General features: G+C 39.6%; 16 protein-coding genes. 8 read left to right on the top strand and 8 right to left on the bottom strand.

The window, feature by feature from the left end; all coding sequences use genetic code 11:
- Positions 1-12: 12 nt before the first annotated feature.
- The 4 genes from OA84_RS08570 to OA84_RS08555 all read right to left on the bottom strand — a co-directional run bounded on the left by OA84_RS08570 (position 13) and on the right by OA84_RS08555 (position 7,351).
- Positions 13-1,524 carry a peptide MFS transporter gene (locus OA84_RS08570; protein WP_039344807.1) on the bottom strand — a complete coding sequence of 504 codons (1,512 nt, stop codon included), beginning with the start codon at positions 1,522-1,524 and terminating at the stop codon, positions 13-15.
- A gap of 135 nt (positions 1,525-1,659) precedes the next feature.
- Positions 1,660-3,165 (bottom strand): peptide MFS transporter, encoded by a 1,506-nt coding sequence (locus OA84_RS08565; RefSeq protein ID WP_039344805.1) that lies wholly within the window; start codon positions 3,163-3,165, stop codon positions 1,660-1,662.
- Positions 3,166-3,298: 133 nt separating this feature from the next.
- Complete coding sequence (locus tag OA84_RS08560) at positions 3,299-4,978, bottom strand: peptide MFS transporter (RefSeq protein ID WP_039344804.1); 1,680 nt, start codon at positions 4,976-4,978, stop codon at positions 3,299-3,301.
- 246 nt (positions 4,979-5,224) lie between these two features.
- Positions 5,225-7,351, bottom strand: a complete 2,127-nt coding sequence (locus tag OA84_RS08555; protein ID WP_039344801.1) for a S9 family peptidase — start codon at positions 7,349-7,351, stop codon at positions 5,225-5,227.
- Positions 7,352-7,465: 114 nt separating this feature from the next.
- Between OA84_RS08555 and OA84_RS08550 the strand changes: the two genes are divergently transcribed.
- Positions 7,466-7,939 (top strand): hypothetical protein, encoded by a 474-nt coding sequence (locus OA84_RS08550; protein WP_039344798.1) that lies wholly within the window; start codon positions 7,466-7,468, stop codon positions 7,937-7,939.
- 11 nt (positions 7,940-7,950) lie between these two features.
- On the top strand, positions 7,951-8,136 hold the full coding sequence (locus OA84_RS08545) for a DUF6496 domain-containing protein (protein WP_039344795.1): 186 nt from the start codon (positions 7,951-7,953) through the stop codon (positions 8,134-8,136).
- A 35-nt stretch (positions 8,137-8,171) separates the two neighbouring features.
- On the opposite strand, the gene OA84_RS08540 is transcribed toward OA84_RS08545, so the two are convergent.
- The 3 genes from OA84_RS08540 to OA84_RS08530 all read right to left on the bottom strand — a co-directional run bounded on the left by OA84_RS08540 (position 8,172) and on the right by OA84_RS08530 (position 11,312).
- Positions 8,172-9,515, bottom strand: a complete 1,344-nt coding sequence (locus OA84_RS08540; RefSeq protein ID WP_039345938.1) for an AAA family ATPase — start codon at positions 9,513-9,515, stop codon at positions 8,172-8,174.
- Between the two features lie 49 nt (positions 9,516-9,564).
- Complete coding sequence (locus OA84_RS08535) at positions 9,565-10,089, bottom strand: helix-turn-helix transcriptional regulator (RefSeq protein WP_039344792.1); 525 nt, start codon at positions 10,087-10,089, stop codon at positions 9,565-9,567.
- A gap of 131 nt (positions 10,090-10,220) precedes the next feature.
- Positions 10,221-11,312 carry a TerC family protein gene (locus tag OA84_RS08530; RefSeq protein WP_039344788.1) on the bottom strand — a complete coding sequence of 364 codons (1,092 nt, stop codon included), beginning with the start codon at positions 11,310-11,312 and terminating at the stop codon, positions 10,221-10,223.
- A gap of 352 nt (positions 11,313-11,664) precedes the next feature.
- On the opposite strand from OA84_RS08530, the gene OA84_RS08525 reads away from it, so the two are divergent.
- Positions 11,665-12,771 carry a M14 family zinc carboxypeptidase gene (locus OA84_RS08525; RefSeq protein WP_039344785.1) on the top strand — a complete coding sequence of 369 codons (1,107 nt, stop codon included), beginning with the start codon at positions 11,665-11,667 and terminating at the stop codon, positions 12,769-12,771.
- 31 nt (positions 12,772-12,802) lie between these two features.
- Here the strand turns inward: OA84_RS08525 and OA84_RS08520 are convergent, their stop codons facing one another.
- On the bottom strand, positions 12,803-13,297 hold the full coding sequence (locus tag OA84_RS08520; RefSeq protein ID WP_039344783.1) for a DUF4920 domain-containing protein: 495 nt from the start codon (positions 13,295-13,297) through the stop codon (positions 12,803-12,805).
- A 249-nt stretch (positions 13,298-13,546) separates the two neighbouring features.
- Here OA84_RS08520 and OA84_RS08515 point away from each other — a divergent pair, with 249 nt between their 5' ends.
- From OA84_RS08515 to menA, 5 genes are all read left to right on the top strand, one after another.
- Positions 13,547-14,956, top strand: a complete 1,410-nt coding sequence (locus OA84_RS08515) for an APC family permease (RefSeq protein ID WP_039344779.1) — start codon at positions 13,547-13,549, stop codon at positions 14,954-14,956.
- Positions 14,957-14,998: 42 nt separating this feature from the next.
- Positions 14,999-15,166, top strand: coding sequence for a hypothetical protein (locus OA84_RS11410; RefSeq protein ID WP_156965055.1), 168 nt, complete (start codon positions 14,999-15,001; stop codon positions 15,164-15,166).
- Between the two features lie 17 nt (positions 15,167-15,183).
- A complete protein-coding gene (locus tag OA84_RS08510; RefSeq protein WP_039344776.1) occupies positions 15,184-15,423 on the top strand; it encodes a putative signal transducing protein in 240 nt (79 codons plus the stop codon).
- Positions 15,424-16,160: 737 nt separating this feature from the next.
- Positions 16,161-16,997 carry a 1,4-dihydroxy-2-naphthoyl-CoA synthase gene (locus tag OA84_RS08505; RefSeq protein WP_039344774.1) on the top strand — a complete coding sequence of 279 codons (837 nt, stop codon included), beginning with the start codon at positions 16,161-16,163 and terminating at the stop codon, positions 16,995-16,997.
- Between the two features lie 105 nt (positions 16,998-17,102).
- Positions 17,103-18,035, top strand: coding sequence for a 1,4-dihydroxy-2-naphthoate octaprenyltransferase (menA, locus tag OA84_RS08500; RefSeq protein WP_039344772.1), 933 nt, complete (start codon positions 17,103-17,105; stop codon positions 18,033-18,035).
- The last annotated feature ends 15 nt before the right edge of the window (positions 18,036-18,050 follow it).

The following is an 18,050-nucleotide window of genomic DNA, read 5'->3' as shown; positions in this document are numbered from 1 at the left end:
CATTTTTTTAGCTTACCGAACATCCTGCATCAATTTCTTAACCAAAGGTGAAATTATTATTAAAACAACACCAGCAATTACAGCATATAAGCCAAGCTGCTTATAACCTTCGGTATATGCCAAAAGCGCGTCCATGTTGGTGGAGCCTTCTTTTGCGGTCGCCATGCTTGCTCCGATAATACCGGCGACGTACTGGCCGTAAGCTGAAGCCAAAAACCACATTCCCATCATCATTCCCTGTAGTTTTTCGGTGGAAAGTTTGGTCATAATCGAAAGACCAATAGGAGATAAGCACAGTTCACCAAAAGTGATGACCAACAACGCGATGGTGAAAATGTTCAATGAAGTTACGCCTTGCAAATCAGCGAAAAACCTTGTCGCGAAGAGCACATAATAACCTAAACCGAGGAAAATAAAGCCCAGCCCAAATTTAATTAAAGTATTCGGCTCCAGTCTTTTTTTGCTGAGCCAAATCCAGAATAAACCCAGAACCGGCGCCAGGAAAATAATGAAAAATGCGCCACCGGAATTGTTCACGCCGTTTGGATCAAGTCCGAGCAAATCTTTATTTAAATTATTTGCCGCGAAAATGCTTAGTGAACCGCCGGATTGCTCGTAAATTCCCCAGAAAATAATAGAAAACATGATGAAGACAAGCGCAGCCCACAGTTTTTTTCTTTCAGAAGGGGTGACTTTGGACATTTCATAAAAGAGGTAAATCAAGGTTAAAGGTCCTACAGTCCACATAAAATAATCGGTGTATTGCGGCACAGAAACCATGGTCATAATCAGCGGAACGAAAACTAATGTCAGCGCATAAACGCCATAAACTTTCCATTTTTCAATTGGAACAGAAGTTCCGTCGGCAAGTGTTTTCTGCGGCATTAAACCGATCGGCCCAAGGCTTCTTTGGGTGAAAACAAAATTGATTAAGCTGATGAGCATTACGACTGCAGCCAAACCGAAAGCGACGTTCCATCTTTTGTCTTCCGGAATCAGATTTGAAAGCATTTCGCCTTTACCAATTGCTATACAAAGGTACCCGCCGAGCAGCGCGCCAAGATTTATTCCGGCATAAAAGAGGGAAAAACCTGCATCTGTACGCGGATCGCCATTTCGGTAAAGCTTGCCGACCATGGTGGAAATATTTGGTTTGAAAAAACCTGTGCCGACAACGGTAAATGAAATTCCCAAAAAGAAAAAATCATGCGGATTAGTGGCTAAAATTAAACTTCCGACAATCATCAGCAAACCGCCCCAAAAGAGCGATTTCCGGAAACCCAGAATTTTATCGGCGAAAAGCCCACCCACGAATGTAAATGCGTATACAAAAGCCTGCGTGGCACCATACTGCAAATTCGCCTGCTCATCACCGAACTTCAGTTGCGAAATCATGAAAAAGACAAGCATTCCGCGCATTCCATAGAAGCAGAACCTTTCCCACATTTCGGAGAAGAAAAGTGACCAGATTTGTTTCGGATATTTCCCTTTAAAATCCTGTATTTGTTCTAGTGTTAAATTCATATTATTTTATAAAAAATAGTCGTTTTAGGCGGTAAAAAATAGTTGGTCCAAGCTTTTTCCTAAATATGGAACACACGAAAATAGAAAAAACCACCGAATAATCGATGGTTTTTGTATTAATTTAAAACGTGAATTTTAGTTCACACCGTGCATTTTCTTTTCTAACCAACGGCTCATTGCGAAAAGTACTGCAGCTGCAATACCACACATTACGATGAATACCAGGAAGAAATCGAACAGGTTTTCAATCTGGAAACCGAGGAATGAAGTCACTTTTGCACCAGAACCTTCTTCGCCTGTTCCTGGAATCAAAGCTGAAAGCGTACCGGCAAATTTGTTTGCTGCGGCATTCGCCAAGAACCAGGTTCCCATTAATAATGAAGAGAAACGAAGTGGTGAAAGTTTGGAAACCATTGATAGTCCAATCGGTGAAAGACAAAGCTCACCCATGGTGTGGATTACGTACAACGCGATTAACCAGAACATAGAAACTTTGTCCATTGCGCCCATTCCGTAAACTGCAAAGGCGATAACAACGTATCCTAAAGCTACTAGCGCTAAACCTAATGCCATCTTTTTCGGTGAAGAAGGTTCGCGGTTTCTGTTTCCAAGATTTAACCAAAGTGAAGAGAATAGTGGTGCCAACAAGATAATCGCGAGTGGATTTACAGACTGAAAATAACTGGCAGGCATTTCCCAACCAAAAATGGTACGGTCGGTTTGTCTGTCTGCGAAAATTGTTAATGAAGCTCCTGCCTGCTCAAATGCACCCCAGAAGAAGATTACAAAGAAAGCGAGGATAAAGATGACCATAATACGATCACGCTCTTCTTTCGAAAGACCTTTATCGGTTAATACGATTAACGGCATTAATATCATTGCGCCATAAATTAGATATCCAATGATATCTAAATCGCTCTTGAACATGGTTTTAAAGTTCATGAAGAAGAAAATCATGGCAATTGCGCCGGCAACCATTCCGAACTGGGCGATCCCAAATTTGTTAGTTGGCAAACCGATAGGTTCTTTGTTTTCATCAACCAATAATTTGTTTTTTTGGAGCATGAAGGTGATTAAACCGATTATCATCCCAATTCCTGCAGCTAAAAAGCCCCATTTAAAATCAACTTTTTCTGCTAATGTACCTGCAACCAGAGGTGCGAAGAACGCTCCCAAGTTAATTCCCATGTAGAAAATAGTGAAGGCTGAATCTACTCTTCGGTCGCCTTTTGGATACAACTGGCCCACCATGGTGGAAATATTTGGTTTGAAAAATCCATTACCAATAATCAAGAGTGTAAGTCCGACCCACATTAGCGTGATTGCGCTCGCGCCGGAAGTAGAAGCTGAAAAGAACATGAAAAACTGACCCAGAGCCATCAAAATACCACCAATTTCAATACTTCGGCGGTTTCCTAAAAAGCGGTCAGATAGATAACCTCCCAAAAGCGGTGTTAAATAAACCAAGCCGGTATAACTTCCATAAATCTCGGAGGCTTCGGCATCGCCCATTAAAAGCATTTTGGTCATATACAGAACGAAGATCGCTCGCATTCCGTAGTAGCTGAAACGCTCCCACATTTCGGTCATGAACAAAAGGTACAATCCCTTCGGGTGGCCTTTCTGTACTGTGTTATCCATAATTTTTCAGTGTTAATTATTTGTTAAGATTAGCAAATATAGTTTTTTTTGGGTTTTTACAAACATATTTCACAATATTAAACAAAAAAACCGCAGAATTGTTCTGCGGTTTTAGCGTTAAAGAAAATTAGCCTTAATTCACCCCTTTTTCTTTCATAATCTTGTTCAATCTTTTCAGGATTGATAAGCCCAGCAAAGTGGCGAGCAACAGCAAACCAAAGTTTACGATGAAGAAATTGGCTTTGTTATCATATTCATACCAGAAACTTGCAAGTACACCCGAAAGTTTGTTGCCAATTGACGTGGAGAGGAAAAATCCGCCCATCATCAAAGCCGTAATTCGTGGTGGTGAAAGTTTTGACACCAATGAAAGTCCCATCGGTGAAAGACACAGTTCGCCCAGTGTAATTACACCGTAGGAAGCGATAAGCCAAATAGCGGAAACCTTTACCAAACCATTATCTCCGGCATACACCGCGCCGACCATGACGAGACACGAAAGTGCTGAAATGAAAAGCCCTAAAACAATTTTACCAGGCGTTGTTGGTTCTTTACCTTTTCTGCGGAGATACATGAAAAAGCCTACAACTACAGGCGTTAGCAAAATTACCCACCCCGGATTTATCGACTGGAAAAGTTCGGTGTTATAGAGTGCAATTTCCTTCTGCGGATTTTCAGCTAAATGCGCTTTCTGCTCTTCGGAAATATTGCGGAAATAAATGTCTGGTGCTACTTCTTTCTTCGGTTCGCCATTTGCATCTTTTTCGGCTCTGTACTGGTCATCGTAAACCGAAACTTCCTTCATTTCGTAGGTTTTTCCCTGTACGCCGTCTTTACCGTCAATTAAATTAATTGCACGCAGCGGTTCAACAAAAGGCGCCGGAATAGAACGGTCGGTATAGTTTTTCGCCCAACGGGTTAATGCCGTTCCGTTTTGCTTGAAAACCGCCCAAAACATTACGCTGACCGCAAAAATTGCCAGCAAAGCGCCGATTGGTCTTTTGTCCTCGGAATTTGCTTTCACATACAGCATTACGTAGAAATAAATCACCGGTATGCAGGCGAAAATAAACGCGTCGGTAGAATCGCTGCCGAAAATATTATTTGGGATCATCCAACCGATAAAACCAGCGACAATTGCAGGTAAAAATACCTTAATTAAAATGTCGGAAATTTTAGTGTCACCTTCCTGCGACGGTTTCAAAATATTGGCTTCTAAAATATACCTTCTTCCCATTGTGAAAACGATCAAACCGATGAACATTCCTGCACCAGCCGTCATAAAAGCCGGTCCCCAACCATATTTATTCCGCATAAAAGCGGCAATAATATTGCAGATAAAGGCACCGATATTAATTCCCATATAGAAAATATTATAGCCCGCATCTTTGTTTTCTTTGTAAGGTTCTTCGTTATAAAGATTTCCTAAAAGCGTGGAAATACTTGGTTTAAAGAAACCGTTTCCTAAAATAACCAAACCTAAAGAAGCATAAAAAAGTGGTAATTCTTTGAACAAGCCAACGCCCAAATATCCGAGTCCCATTAATATTCCACCAATATAAATTGCCTTGATATAACCTAGAACTTTGTCCGCTAAAAACCCGCCGAGGAAAGGCGTTAAATAGGTCAAAGCGATGAAAGTCCCGAAGATATCATCGGCGCTTTTATCACTGAAGGCAAGGCCGCCTTTTTCACTGTCGATCATGTACAGAACAAAGATTCCGAGGATCAGATAGTATCCGAAACGCTCCCACATTTCCGTAAAAAATAAATACGGCAATCCTTTCGGATGTTTTCTGGTCGATTTTTCCATAAAGTTTTTAATTTTCTCAAAAATAGGATTTTTTCTCGAATACCAAAACCGGCGAAAGCTTTTAAAAAATTTGCTGCTAAAGCGGCATTTATTTCTGATTTTCTAAATTTTTACTTTTTTAATTGAATTTTTTCCGCCTTATTTTGACCAATTTTTTGCTTTTAGAATTTTTGGAAAAATTTGCTGTTTTAAGGGCAAAAAAAAGCCGCTCAGATTTGAGCGGCTTTAAGTTTAATTTGAACGAGATTAAAGATTTTCCAAAAGGAAATTCGTCATTTTCTGGTAAAGTTGTGGTCTTGTTTGTCCACCGAAAATACCGTGGTTTTTGTCCGGATACGCCATAAATTCAAACTGTTTTTTGTTTTGAATTAAAGCTTCCGAAAACTCCATTGAATTCTGGAAATGTACATTATCATCGGCTGTTCCGTGGATCAGCAAAAATTTACCTTTCAAAAGCTGTGCGTAACTCGTCGGCGAATTGTCATCATAGCCTTTCGGATTTTCCTGCGGCGTTCTCATGAATCTTTCGGTGTACACCGTATCGTAATATCTCCAGTTGGTTACTGGCGCCACGGCGATTCCGGTTTTGAAAACATCAGCACCTTTTGTCAACGCTAAAGACGCCATATAACCACCGTAACTCCAGCCGAAAATCCCGATACGGTCTTTGTTGATGTACGGTTGTTTTCCGAACCATTTTGCAGCAGCAATTTGGTCTTCAATTTCGTATTTCCCAAGGTTCATGTAGGTTACTTTTTTATAATCGGTTCCTTTATAACCTGTTCCGCGCCCGTCAACACACGCTACAATATAACCTTGCTGAACGAGGTGATTAAACCATAAACCATTTCCTGTGTCCCAGGAATTGGTCACTTGCTGCGAGCCCGGACCGGAATATTGGAACATGAAAAGCGGATATTTTTTTGCCGGATCGAAATCTTTTGGTTTCATAATCCAGGCGTTCATCTGGTCGCCAGCTTCATTCGGAATGGTGAAAAATTCTTTGGTAACCATATTATCAGCTTCCAATTTTTTCAGTTGTTCCTGATTATTCTGAAGTTCTTTCAGCACTTTTCCGTTTCCGTCTTTCAAAACATACGTGTAAGGTTTTTGTGCTGAAGATGAGGTCTCAATGAAATAATTAAAATTCTGGCTGAAATTTGCGCTGTTTGTCCCGGAATTATTTGAAATTACGGTGGATTTCCCGGTTTTGATATTTACTTTTGATACCACTTTATTAATGCTTCCCAGCTGCGTTGTTTGGATGAAAACCTCGTTTGTTTTCGGGCTGTAGCCGTAGTAATTGGTTACTTCCCAGTTTCCGTTGGTGATTTGCTTTTTCAACTTTCCGTTTTGATCGTACCAGTAAAGATGTCGGTTACCGTCGCGCTCAGCGCCCCAAATAAAAGAATTGTCATCTAAAAATTCCAAAGTCACATTGTCGGTATCAATCCATCTTTTGTCCGATTCAGTGAAGAGTTTGGTCACATTTCCGGTTTTTGTATTCACCTTTAAAACATCGGAAGCATTTTGAAGTCTTTCTGAAGTGATTAAAATAATTTCATCAGCTTTTGCCGTGTGATATACATTTGGAATGTAATAATTTTTGAAGTTGGAAAGGTTTAAAGCAATGGTTTTAGCATTATCCAAACGGAAAAGTTGTGCTGAAACAACCGAGTTTTTTTCACCCGCTTTCGGATATTTAAAACGCATTTCCGACGGGTAGAGCTGCTTTTCGTAAATCGGGATGTACATTTCCGGAACTTCGGTTTCATCAGATTTTACAAAAACAATGGCATCAGAATTTTTAGTCCATTCGTACAATCTCGCGTGCCCGAATTCTTCTTCATAAACCCAATCTGCAAGCCCATTCAGAATGGAATTTTTCTTTCCATCATTTGTGATTTTTAGAATATTTCCGGAGTTTAATTCCTGATAAAAAAGATTATTATCAGCCACGAAAGCTACTTTGGTGCCGTCTGGTGAAAAAGTGGGTTCCTGAACGAAATTTCCGCCGTTTAAACTCACTGTTTTTCCAGTTTTCAGATCGCGGACGTCAAACTTTCCTAAAAATGAATGACGGTAAATTGGCTGACTCTCCTTTAATAATAAAATCTTGGATTCATCATCATTAAAAATATACGACTGGAAGTTGCCTTCCACTATATTTCCGTCTTTTTTGGTGGTTTTATAGGAATATTTTGCGATTCCATCAGGTTCGATAACAACATAATTTTCGCCGTTTTTTAGCGAAGAAATTCCGGAAATTCCTTTGCCGCGGTAATAACCAGAGTAAATTTTGTCTAAAGTTATCGTCTGCGAGAAAAAGGAGATCGAGCTAAAAATAACCAGCGAAATGAGGATTTTTTTCATAATTAAATAGGATAATTTTCAAAGATAATAAAATAACCAAAACGCGGCGAACTTCTGCTCTCATTATCTTGGCAAAATTATTGATGTATCGAAGCACATTAAAAAAACGCAATTATGGAAACTTTTGACAGTGATAAACTGGTAAAATATGAGATCGATGACCAAAAACTTTATGTTGGTTTTCCCACATTTCAGGCGGCTGAAGAATATGCAGCGCAGAATTTAGGTGAACTGGTGGAAGTTGCTTTTACCGATGGAAATGATAATCCGCGGGTGACCAATGAAGTAGGTTTGGTGAACCGGAAACTACATTTTAATGTTCAGGCTGGGCCGGAATATCGTTTCATTCACTCGTCTGATCCGGATTTTAAAGATTATGCGGATCATCTGCAGGAAATTCAATCTGATTTGCGCGAAAAAAGCCCGGAGGAAATATACATCACCGATGCAGAACCGCAAATGACGGAAGATCCGATTATCGTTTTGAAAAATGACCAGTTTGAATCCATCACGTCGCGCGAAAGATCAAAATATTTAAAACATGCAAATGTTTATGAAATAGGTGTTTTACGGAATTCTAACCATTAAAATACAGCAAAATGGCAGAAAAAAAATATTCAAAAAAAGCGCAGGACAAAATTGAAAAAGTAATGCACGAGTTTAAAGAAGGAGAGCTGAAATCTTCTTCAGGCGACAAAGTAACCAACCGCAAACAGGCGGTGGCAATTGGCATTTCCGAAGCAAAAGAAGACGGCTTGAAAGTGCCAAAACAAAAAAAGAAATAATAAAAAAAATACCGCTTTTAAGCGGTAATTTTTTTTTAGCTGTCTGTGCCGGATTTAAAACCGATCGATTTCCGTGGTTTCTCCACCACACGATAATATTCAAGTTCTTCCGCCAAGGCGCGTATGCGCAGCTGGAAATCCTCAAAATTATTTCGTGATACTTCCTTCAAAAACTGCTCAACCTGGTTTAAGTATTGGTCGGTCAGTTTGGTGGCAGCGTCTTTAAAAGCAGCTTCCAGCAGGTTTTTTGTTATCTTAATCTCAGTTGAATTTTCGGTCTGATAAAGATTCCGAATCCTTTTTTTGAGACTTTGGGTAAAATCTACCAACATGGTGTTGGAATAAGCTTTCATTTTTTCAGCAATTTCCTGCCAGAAAGGGAGCAAATTTGCTTTGTTAAATTCCAAAATTTTCAGCAAAAGCGCGTCCGACGCCAATTCTTTAGTCATGTGATACAGTAGCATTTCTGAGCGCTCTTTTGCATTCGGCGGAAAGATCGGTATTGCAACATCAAATCTTCCTGGCGCCAACAATTCGCGGTCAATTTTAAATAAAGAATCCGCCGCACCAATCATCAGGATTTTTTCTTCTTCAAAATGGCCGATATAATGCAGAATAATTTCCTTGGTTTCCTCATCGCAGCCATTTACGGAAGTTTCTTCATTTCTCACAGCCATCAACTGATCGAAATTTTCGAGGAACAAAATCACATTTTCTTCCTGCATCATCGTTACCAGAAAATCATTAAAATCGGTTTTCTCATTATCAACAAGCGTAGTTCCGAGAAAATGTTTTTTAATTTCTTTAAAATCATAACCAATTATCTCAGCAATTTTATTCGCCCAGAAAATTTTTCCACTTCCCGGTGGACCATAAAGAATAATTCCCGCGGGCTTGTGAATTCCCCAGTTTTCCACAGAAACATTGCTTAGATAAGGTTCCAAAGCTTCAGAAATGAAGAAAAAAAGGTCGCGGTATCCGATAAAACTGCGTTTGGTAAGTTTCGTGTTTTTCCCGAAATAGTTATAAACAAACTGGTAATTTCCGCCCAGTTTATTATCGATACCAAAGCTTGAAACCGATGAACGGTACATTCCATTTTCGAAAATTTGCGGCTTTTCGTCCTTAATAACCTGTGCAACTTTTTCGGTTGGCTGCTTAATGTTATCAGCAATTTGCTGTACTGATTTGGTTTTGGTTAAATCTTCAGCATATTTTCTCAGAAAATCTTTGTTTTCGCGTGCAAATTTGATGAATTCCGGTTTTACTTCAAAAGTGGTGGTAAGACAATCGGCGAGTTCCAGGTCGAAGTCCTGAATGAATTTAAGAAAACTTTGAATGGATATTTTTAATTCTTTAGCGAGTTCAGCAAGTTTCATATTATAAATTTGAATGATACTCAAATGTACAACATAATTTTTTTTTACTTTACGGCTCAAAAGTTTCAAACTTGCCGTTTTCATAAAACAGCACAATTCTTTTCACATTAGATTGAGGACTCGCCGGTGCAGTTTTGGGTTCTGAAATCGCTGCAGATTCTAATCGCTGAGAATCGATTATTTCTTTTTTTTCCGGCTCACTGTTAGTTTCACGCGATTCTGGGGAAGGCTGCGCCACGATTTTATCTTCAGATTCGGTTACCCCGAAAGATTCGTCATTAATTAAAGAAAATAAATCGGGCAGGGAAGTAGTTTTCCGTTTCAGTTCAATTTCCGAATTATTTGCCGCTGTTTCGGCATTTTTTAGCATTTCACCTTTGTCTTCGATGAGCCATTCCCATTCCAGTTCCGGAAAACGGGTTTTAATTTTCATCAGAAAATCCAGCGACGGTTTATTTCTTCCGGATGTAATGTGCGAAATGCTGGAACGCTGTACTTCGATTTCGTCTGCAAATTCTGAAAGCGAAAATTGCGAATATGCGATAACCTGTGAAATTCTTTCCTTTAAATCCATATTACAAATGTAATATTAATTTTTACAAATGTATAATACAAATGTAAACAAGAATAATGTAATTACCGTTACAAAAGTAAAATAGGATATCAACTAACTGATATCCTATTATTTATGTTATTTAAATGTCATTACTTTCGTAAATGGTTGTCTTTTTCCGGATCGTATTTCAGTTTTCTTAATTTTTTTCTTTCAGGTAAAACCAGCGAAAGAAATATACTTCCACCTAAAATTCCTACAATTATAAAGAGTGAATCGGTGGTTGAAAAACCAATATCATCCAGGTAATGGTGGAATAACATTTTCAAACCGATGAATGTTAAGAGTAAAGCCAAACCTACTTTTAGATATCTGAATTTGTCAATAATACCGGCTAAAAGGAAAAACATGGAACGAAGTCCGATGATCGCAAAGATGTTGGAAAAGAACACCACATACGGATCTTTTGTTACTGAAAATATCGCCGGGATGCTGTCCACCGCAAATATTAAATCGGTGAACTCGATGATGACTAAAACCAAAAATAACGGCGTCATTTTTCTCACACCATTCATGGTTACAAAAAACTTGTTTCCCACAAACTGGTTATGAACTTTGAAATGCTTATTGGCGAACTTTACCACTGGGTGGTTGTGCGCATCAATTTTATCTTCATGATCTTTTTCCAGAAACATCTTCACCCCGGTAAATACCAGAAAAGCACCGAAGACGTACATAATCCATTCAAACTTCTGAATTAGGGCCGCGCCAACGAAGATGAAGATGAAACGCATTACAATAGCGCCCAGAATGCCCCAGAACAGCACACGATGATAGTTTTTCGGCGCTACACCGAACGCGGTAAAGACGAGCACCATCACAAATATATTATCCACCGAGAGCGCGTATTCAACCACATATCCGGTGAGATATTCCAACCCTAAATTCTGGTTATATAAATAGATACTGTCTTCCAGGTTTCCCGGAATAATTTTCACGGGATGGTGATGGCGCGAAACCACTTCCTGAAGTTTTTCAATACTGTCGATGCCGTGGAGTAGGTGACCGTAATGGGTGAGTACAAAATAAAAAACCATGGAAAGCGCAACGACGAAAAAGCTCATCAGCCCTGCCTGTTTCATTGATACCGTATCGGATTTTTTGTTGAGTAAACCCAGATCCAGTGCCAAAATAATAATAATGAATACCAGGAAACCCAGTAGGAAAATAGTCTCGTTTGCCATATTATATGTTAAAAAGCAAATATACTGAATTTGACCAAAATTAATACATGTTACAATTGTAAAAACATGCAACAGATACAATATTTATTACCGGGTCAATGTTTATGATAATTACCGTCAAATAGGCTTTTACCGGCAATATTGCTCTTAAAGTGCAATTAATATTTTACTTTAATTATTCTCTTTAAGTAACTGATTTTAAGTAATATTAAAAATTTAAATTAAAATTAATGCAATCCACAAATTAATCAACAGACAAACTGACATTTAGTCATGTTTAATGAATTTACAAAAGTTAATTGTCTTAGTTTGCTATAAAAGTTTTAAATTTGATAATGTAAATTTTAAGCACATGTCGATTTCTAAATATTATATCGAAAACCCAAACTTTCCAAAGCGCTATATTTCCCCGGAAAAACTATTTTTTTTCCTACAGCAGAACTACAGCGACTTTATTCAACAGGTGGGAACTTCGGATTTGAACAAACCGATTTATATGTTAAGCTTGGGAAATGGTGATGTAAATATCTTGGCGTGGTCGCAAATGCACGGAAACGAATCAAATGCTACACACGCTATTCTCGACTTGCTTGAAATTTTCAGAAATCATGCTGAATTAAAGGAAGAATTATTCTCGAAAATTTCGCTCGATTTTGTTTTAATGTTAAATCCAGACGGCTCTGAAAAATGGACGCGCAGAAATGCGCTTGATATTGATATCAACCGTGATTTTTTAAAGGAATCGAGCAAGGAGATTTTAATACTGAAAGAACTTTACACCAAAAAAAAGTATGATTACGCGCTGAATTTGCACGAGCAGCGAACTATTTTTAGCACCGACGGTGTTCATCCGGCGACCTTATCTTTTTTGGCTCCATCTCAGGATTTTGAGCGAACGGTAACTATTGGCCGTAAAAAATCAATGGCGGTAATCAGCAGAATGTTTGAGAAATTAAATCCTTTGTTGCAGAACCAAATTGCACGTTATACGGACGAATTTTACCCGACATCGTTAGGTGATAATCTGATGAGAAAGGGAATTCCAAACGTTTTATTTGAAGGCGGGCATTTCCAAAACGATTATTTGCGTAAAGAAACGCGTAAGTACTACACAATCGCTTTATACGAAGCTTTAAATGCCATGGCGAACTTGAACGGAAGTATAGAAGGTTGGGAAAATTATAAGGAAATACCTCAGAATAAAGAGACGCATTTCGATATCATTTATCGTAACGTAAAATTAAACACCGAATATCTCTGTGTATTAGATATCGCCGTGCAGTTAAAGGAAATCATTGAACCCGGAAAAACCGAAATCTCTTTCGAACCGATTGTGGTCGAAGTTGGTGATGTCGGTAGAAAAAAAGGCTGGCAGGAAATTGACTGTACCGGGAAAACTTTTGTTTCCGAACATCGCTTTCCGAAACTGAATGAGAAAGTAGATTTTACCATCGAATAAAAAAACGAAGACAAACGCTTCGCTTTTTAATTTATTTCACCACCCGGATTCCGCTTGCCAGAAACCGGATTTCTTCTTTAGGTTTTGTAATCGCTTCGATTTCCGCGGTCGGTTTTTTCGCGTCTTCCGCGTAATGGCGCTGCTCTTCTACCGAAATGGTTTTCGTTTCCGCATTTCCCTCTAAAATGATATTTTTTCCAACCAGCGACGTTGGGACGAAGAAAGCGTAATCTTTCATTTTAACGAAAAACCTTTCGTTATTATCGGTTTTAATGGTCATCCAACAGCCTTTATTTTCACAGACTTCTACCACTTTCCCTTTCACAGCAATATTTTCAAGCTTTGCTGAACTTGAGAGTTTCTGATCTAATTCTGCTGGTGAAATGGCCATTTTTTCTGCTTTTGCTGAAACTTGAGCACCGTAAAAATCACCAACCAAAGCTTTTCCCGCCGGTGGAGCGGGCGTTTCCTGAGCCAAAATAGTTGTAGCGAACATCACCGATAAAACAATTGCAAACTTTTTCATAATTGATATTTGAACAAAAATACACTTTTTAAATATTCAGCAATTAAAATTTTTCGATGCTTTTCATAATTCCAAATAAAATGCGCGGTTAGGTGCAGAAAATTTATATATTTACCGCTTTCAAAGCGAAAAAGTTTAGTTTTTTACCTTTTTACCGCAGCTTGGAAACTTTAAAAAAATGCCGTTTTAGCGGAGAATTTTTTTGAACTTGATTATCAAAACATTACAAAAATATTTTTACACTATTTTATGAATAAAAAACTTTCCCTTTGGGACGCCACAATGCTCGTCATGGGCTCCATGATCGGCAGCGGAATTTTTATTGTGAGTTCAGATATGATGCGGAATTTAGGTTCCGGCTACTGGCTGATCACCGTTTGGGTAATTACCGGAATCATGACGGTTGCAGCTGCAATTTCCTATGGAGAACTTTCTTCAATGTTTCCAAAAGCGGGTGGGCAGTACACCTACATCACAGAAATTTTCGGCAAAATGACCGGGTTTTTGTACGGTTGGGGTTTGTTTACGGTAATTCAGACCGGAACAATTGCCGCGGTGGCAATGGCTTTCGGAAAGTTTACCGCCTATCTCATTCCCGCGCTTAATAACTCCGATCCCATTTTCCAAAGCGGAACTTTCCGCATAACGTGGGTGCAGATTTTAGCAATTGTCGTCATTTTATTTCTGACTTTCATCAATACCAAAGGCGTTAAAAACGGAAAAATATTACAAAATCTCTTTACAACATCGAAAATTATCGCCTTACTCGGCATTATCTTTTTCGGTTTTCTTTTGGTGAAAGATTCGCAGTGGGCGAGCAACATGAGCTTTGGCTGGAACAGTTTTCAGGATTTTGGTAAAGAAGTCGGCAACGATTTGCTGCCAACCGGCTGGAAATCCATCGGCAGCATTACGCTTTTGGGTGGAATTGCCGCCGCGATGGTTGGTTCCGTTTTCAGTTCTGTGGCGTGGGAAAATGTCACTTTTGTTTCTGGTGAAATCGAAAATCCACGAAAAAATGTTGTAAAATCCATGGTTTTGGGAACCACGATCGTGATGGTTTTGTATATGCTCGTCAATTTCGTGTATCTCAACGCTTTGGACCGCGACGCCATTGCTTTTGCAGATAAAAACCGACCTGCTGTTGCCGCTTCCGAAGTTATTTTCGGTAATCTCGGCACCGTTATTATGGCGATTTTGGTCATGATTTCCACGTTTGGTTGCATTAACGGTTTGGTTCTCGCCGGCGCGCGCGTTTTTCAAACCATGGCAAAAGACGGCTTGTTTTTCAAATCCGCCATTGAAAATAACCAAAATGGCGTACCCGGAAAATCCCTCTGGATGCAGGGGATTTGGGCATCTGTTCTAGCACTCAGCGGCCAGTATGGCGATTTGCTCGACATGATTTCGTTCGTAATTGTGCTCTTTTACATGATCACCGTTTTTGGCGTCATCTACTTGCGCATCAAAAAACCAAACCTCGAGAGACCTTATAAAACCTGGCTTTATCCAGTAACACCACTGCTTTATTTGCTTATCGGGACCGCATTTTGCGTACTTCTCGTCTGGTTCAAGCCGCAGTACACCTGGCCGGGCTTCATCCTGATTTTGCTTGGTGTGCCGGTTTATTGGTTCATCAATAAGAAAAAATTGAGCTAAATAAGGCCGAAAAAATGCTTTAGAAGCACCAAGATTTTTCATGTGCTCGAAGATTCCAACCCGTTTTCCGCACTCGCTTTTTTTGGTTGCGGCGGCTTTGCCGCCGCAACCAAAAAAGAGCTCAAACAATTGCTCCAACCGGGGCTAGAAGTTCTTTTCTTCCTTCTTTCACCTTTTTTTACCGAAAGCACTTCAGCAAAAAATCATTAACTTTCGGAAAAAGAAATATGTCAGAGTTGGTCCCAATTTTTCAGTCCTCTTACTTATATGAAATCGAGTTGGCGAAAACCAAGTTGGCTTCGCGCGAAATTCCGAGTTATATAAAAAATGAATTCGTAAATAACATCGCGGTTTTTCCGATGTCGCAAAATTATTTCCTGATGGTCAGCGAACGCGATTTCGAAGCCGCGGAAAAAATTCTGCAGGAAAACGACGAAATCACCGACGAAGATTTCAAGGAATTATAAATTCAAGACTCAAAAAAATTTGCCGCTAAAACGGCATTTTTTTTTAAATTAAACTACTGAAGAATTTTCTGCTTTTTTACCTGCTTTTTTTAACCACAAAGGACACAAAGCACTCGAACACGCTAAAACTCCGAGGTGCACAAGGTCGCCGCTTTGCTAAATGTAATGCCTTTGCGCTTCTTAAAATAAGCGGTAATTTTGTCTAAAAGCTTTGCATTTAAAACTCAAAAATTTGCCGATAAAACGGCATTTTTTTTAGAATTAACTATTGAAGCTATTCCGGCTTTTCATTCTATTTTTAACCACAAAGACCACAAAGACCACAAAGACCACAAAGGACCAAAGCGCTAAAAACCACGAGGTGCACAAGGTCGCCGCTTTGCTAAATGTAATGCCTTTGCGCATCTAAAAATACGCATCGAGTTTGTCAAAACTTTGTGTTTAAAACCAAAAAATTTGCCACTAAAACGGCATTTTTTTTCAATCTGCATTTTAAATTATTCCACATCGATTTCCTAAAATTATACTTGCTTTAAAGGCAAATTTTTCGTTTTTAAAAAATCCGGCTGTCAACTGCAATAACGCCGCAAAATTTTAGCTGCTTTTTGGGCAAATTTTTACTTTATTCTTTAATCAAATTTCCACGCCATTAATTATAATTTTTAAACCACACAACCACATTTCTCTTTGTGCTCGCCCTTTAAATTCCTTATCTTTACGCAAAATTTTTTCGTAAAATGACAGACTGGAAAACCGTAAAAGAGTACGATGACATCACGTACCAAAAAAGTGGCGGCGTTGCCCGAATCGCAATAAATCGTCCGGAAGTTCGTAACGCTTTCCGCCCGAAAACCACTTCCGAATTATATGACGCTTTTTACCACGTTTCCGAAGATTCTTCCGTAGGTGTCGTTTTGCTCACCGGCGAAGGTCCAAGCCAGAAAGACGGCGGCCACGCTTTTTGCAGCGGCGGCGACCAAAAAGCGCGTGGTGAGCAGGGTTACGTAGGTGAAGATGGCAGACATCGTTTAAATATTTTAGAAGTTCAGCGTTTGATCCGTTTTATGCCGAAAGTGGTCATTGCCGTGGTGAATGGCTGGGCAGTTGGCGGCGGGCATTCATTGCACGTCGTTTGTGATTTGACTTTAGCCAGCGAAGAGCACGCAATTTTCAAGCAAACGGATGCAGATGTCACCAGTTTCGATGGCGGTTACGGCTCCGCTTATCTCGCGAAAATGGTCGGACAGAAAAAAGCACGCGAAATCTTCTTTTTAGGCAGAAACTATTCTGCGCAGGAAGCTGCAGATATGGGAATGGTAAATGCTGTAATTCCGCACGCAGAATTGGAAAATACTGCTTACGAATGGGCTCAGGAAATTTTAGGCAAATCGCCAATGTCCATCCGAATGTTGAAATTCGCAATGAATTTAACTGACGACGGAATGGTAGGCCAGCAGGTTTTTGCAGGCGAAGCCACGCGTTTGGCATATATGACCGAAGAAGCCAAGGAGGGACGCAACGCTTTCCTGGAAAAAAGAAAACCGGATTTCGGCGACAATAACTGGATTTCGTAGATAGAAGAAAGATGTCAGAAGTCTGAAGTCCGAAATCAAAAATTCCATCTGGAACCTAACAACTGACAGCCTACACCTGACACCTGACACCTGACAACTGAATATATGATAAATTGGATAAAAGCAGCGCGGCTGCGGACTTTGCCACTTTCGGTAAGCGGCATTATTCTCGGCTCCTTTATCGCGCGTTGGCGTGTTGTGGAAGCCGGCGGAGACTGGGATTGGCGAATTTTTGCGTTGGCACTTTTAGTGACTTTGCTGTATCAAATCCTTTCCAATTTCGCAAATGATTACGGCGACGGCATTCGTGGGACCGATGAATTGCGTGTAAATGAAGCCGAACAGCGCGCCGTAGCTTCAGGAAAAATTACTGCAAACCAAATGAGAAATGCGGTAATATTGTTTTCTATATTATCATTAGCAGCCACAATTGCGCTTTTATATTTTGCGTTTTTTAAGGATGGTTTTATCACGGAATTTTACACTTTTGTCGGTCTTGGCATTGCGTGTATTTTAGCGGCGATTGGCTATACCGTCGGTAAAAAACCTTATGGATACATGGGTTTGGGAGATATTTTTGTATTTATATTTTTTGGTTTGGTTTCGGTGTGTGGCAGCTATTTTCTTTTCACCAAAGAATTTCACTGGGACACTTTATTGCCGGCATCGGCAATTGGTTTGCTAAGCGCTGCTGTTTTGAATCTGAACAATATGCGCGATATTGAAAGCGACGAATTAAGCGGTAAAAAAACATTGGCGTTGCGTCTTGGTTTCAAAAAAGCAATGGTTTACGAAATCATTCTTTTGCAGCTGCCGTTGCTTTTCGTTTTGGTATTTATGATGATGAACGGCTTGCACACCCAAGGAAAATATTATGCTTTTATCTTTTTTATCCTGATGTTACCGCTGACCGGTTTGCGACGCAAAATTATGCAGGTCACCACGCCAAGAGAACTGGATCCGTTTTTAAAACAGGTTGGAATTATCGCTTTAACGATGGCGGTTTTAGTCGCATTTGGACTTAATTATTTTAATTAAAAAACACACAGATGA

This window comes from Kaistella solincola (assembly GCF_000812875.1).
In the GTDB taxonomy this organism is placed as follows: Bacteria; Bacteroidota; Bacteroidia; order Flavobacteriales; family Weeksellaceae; genus Kaistella; species Kaistella solincola.
This window is presented reverse-complemented; position numbering and strand designations above follow the sequence as displayed.

What these genes read in the sequence shown, in the direction of transcription:
- OA84_RS08570 (WP_039344807.1), bottom strand. Translation starts at nt 1,524, where the DNA reads ATGAATTTAACACTAGAACAAATACAGGATTTTAAAGGGAAATATCCG.
- OA84_RS08565 (WP_039344805.1), bottom strand. Translation starts at nt 3,165, where the DNA reads ATGGATAACACAGTACAGAAAGGCCACCCGAAGGGATTGTACCTTTTG.
- OA84_RS08560 (WP_039344804.1), bottom strand. Translation starts at nt 4,978, where the DNA reads ATGGAAAAATCGACCAGAAAACATCCGAAAGGATTGCCGTATTTATTT.
- OA84_RS08555 (WP_039344801.1), bottom strand. Translation starts at nt 7,351, where the DNA reads ATGAAAAAAATCCTCATTTCGCTGGTTATTTTTAGCTCGATCTCCTTT.
- OA84_RS08550 (WP_039344798.1), top strand. Translation starts at nt 7,466, where the DNA reads ATGGAAACTTTTGACAGTGATAAACTGGTAAAATATGAGATCGATGAC.
- OA84_RS08545 (WP_039344795.1), top strand. Translation starts at nt 7,951, where the DNA reads ATGGCAGAAAAAAAATATTCAAAAAAAGCGCAGGACAAAATTGAAAAA.
- OA84_RS08540 (WP_039345938.1), bottom strand. Translation starts at nt 9,515, where the DNA reads ATGAAACTTGCTGAACTCGCTAAAGAATTAAAAATATCCATTCAAAGT.
- OA84_RS08535 (WP_039344792.1), bottom strand. Translation starts at nt 10,089, where the DNA reads ATGGATTTAAAGGAAAGAATTTCACAGGTTATCGCATATTCGCAATTT.
- OA84_RS08530 (WP_039344788.1), bottom strand. Translation starts at nt 11,312, where the DNA reads ATGGCAAACGAGACTATTTTCCTACTGGGTTTCCTGGTATTCATTATT.
- OA84_RS08525 (WP_039344785.1), top strand. Translation starts at nt 11,665, where the DNA reads ATGTCGATTTCTAAATATTATATCGAAAACCCAAACTTTCCAAAGCGC.
- OA84_RS08520 (WP_039344783.1), bottom strand. Translation starts at nt 13,297, where the DNA reads ATGAAAAAGTTTGCAATTGTTTTATCGGTGATGTTCGCTACAACTATT.
- OA84_RS08515 (WP_039344779.1), top strand. Translation starts at nt 13,547, where the DNA reads ATGAATAAAAAACTTTCCCTTTGGGACGCCACAATGCTCGTCATGGGC.
- OA84_RS08510 (WP_039344776.1), top strand. Translation starts at nt 15,184, where the DNA reads ATGTCAGAGTTGGTCCCAATTTTTCAGTCCTCTTACTTATATGAAATC.
- OA84_RS08505 (WP_039344774.1), top strand. Translation starts at nt 16,161, where the DNA reads ATGACAGACTGGAAAACCGTAAAAGAGTACGATGACATCACGTACCAA.
- menA (WP_039344772.1), top strand. Translation starts at nt 17,103, where the DNA reads ATGATAAATTGGATAAAAGCAGCGCGGCTGCGGACTTTGCCACTTTCG.